We start from the raw sequence: 430 nt of genomic DNA, 5'->3' as shown, positions 1-430 counted from the left end.
GCGTGGGGCCAAACATGTCTGCGTCCTCGCGGGACTTGCCCATGCGGGCCTTGCGGGCGAACAGCGGGGCCAGCGACGCTTCAATCTGCGACCAGGGCATGCGCCGGCCGAGAACCGCGAGCGGGTGACGGGGATCCACCATGCCATCCAGCCGTGCGCGGAAGAAGTCGTCGGTCGCCATTGCCTGCCCTCCAGAACTCCCAGAAATCAATTGCCATTGAATTTGATTCTGGGAGTTCTGACCATCGGCATTCACCCCGCATCGCTAGTGTTCATGCGGGTTGTAGGCGTTTTGCAGGGCCGACCACTTGACGATCAAACGTCCTGGCGCTGACCCGTTCCCCCAGGCGTTTGAAGCAGTGCATCTTGGTCTCCACCAGGCTGCGCCGGTGATAGCCGCTCCACTGCTTCCACAAGCGTCTGCCAAATC

At 61.9% G+C, this 430-nt stretch carries 2 pseudogenes; both read right to left on the bottom strand.

What is annotated here, in order from left to right:
- Nucleotides 1-181 (bottom strand): annotated as a pseudogene (locus ACG0Z3_RS23240) (IS5/IS1182 family transposase); the annotation flags it as partial.
- A gap of 124 nt (nt 182-305) precedes the next feature.
- A pseudogene (locus ACG0Z3_RS23235) lies at nt 306-430 on the bottom strand (IS5/IS1182 family transposase); the annotation flags it as partial.

It is taken from the genome of Pelomonas margarita, from assembly GCF_043555875.1.
Classification (GTDB): domain Bacteria; phylum Pseudomonadota; class Gammaproteobacteria; order Burkholderiales; family Burkholderiaceae_C; genus Pelomonas; species Pelomonas margarita.
The sequence above is the reverse complement of the archived record's forward strand: the minus strand, read 5'-3'. Positions and strand labels throughout refer to the sequence as shown.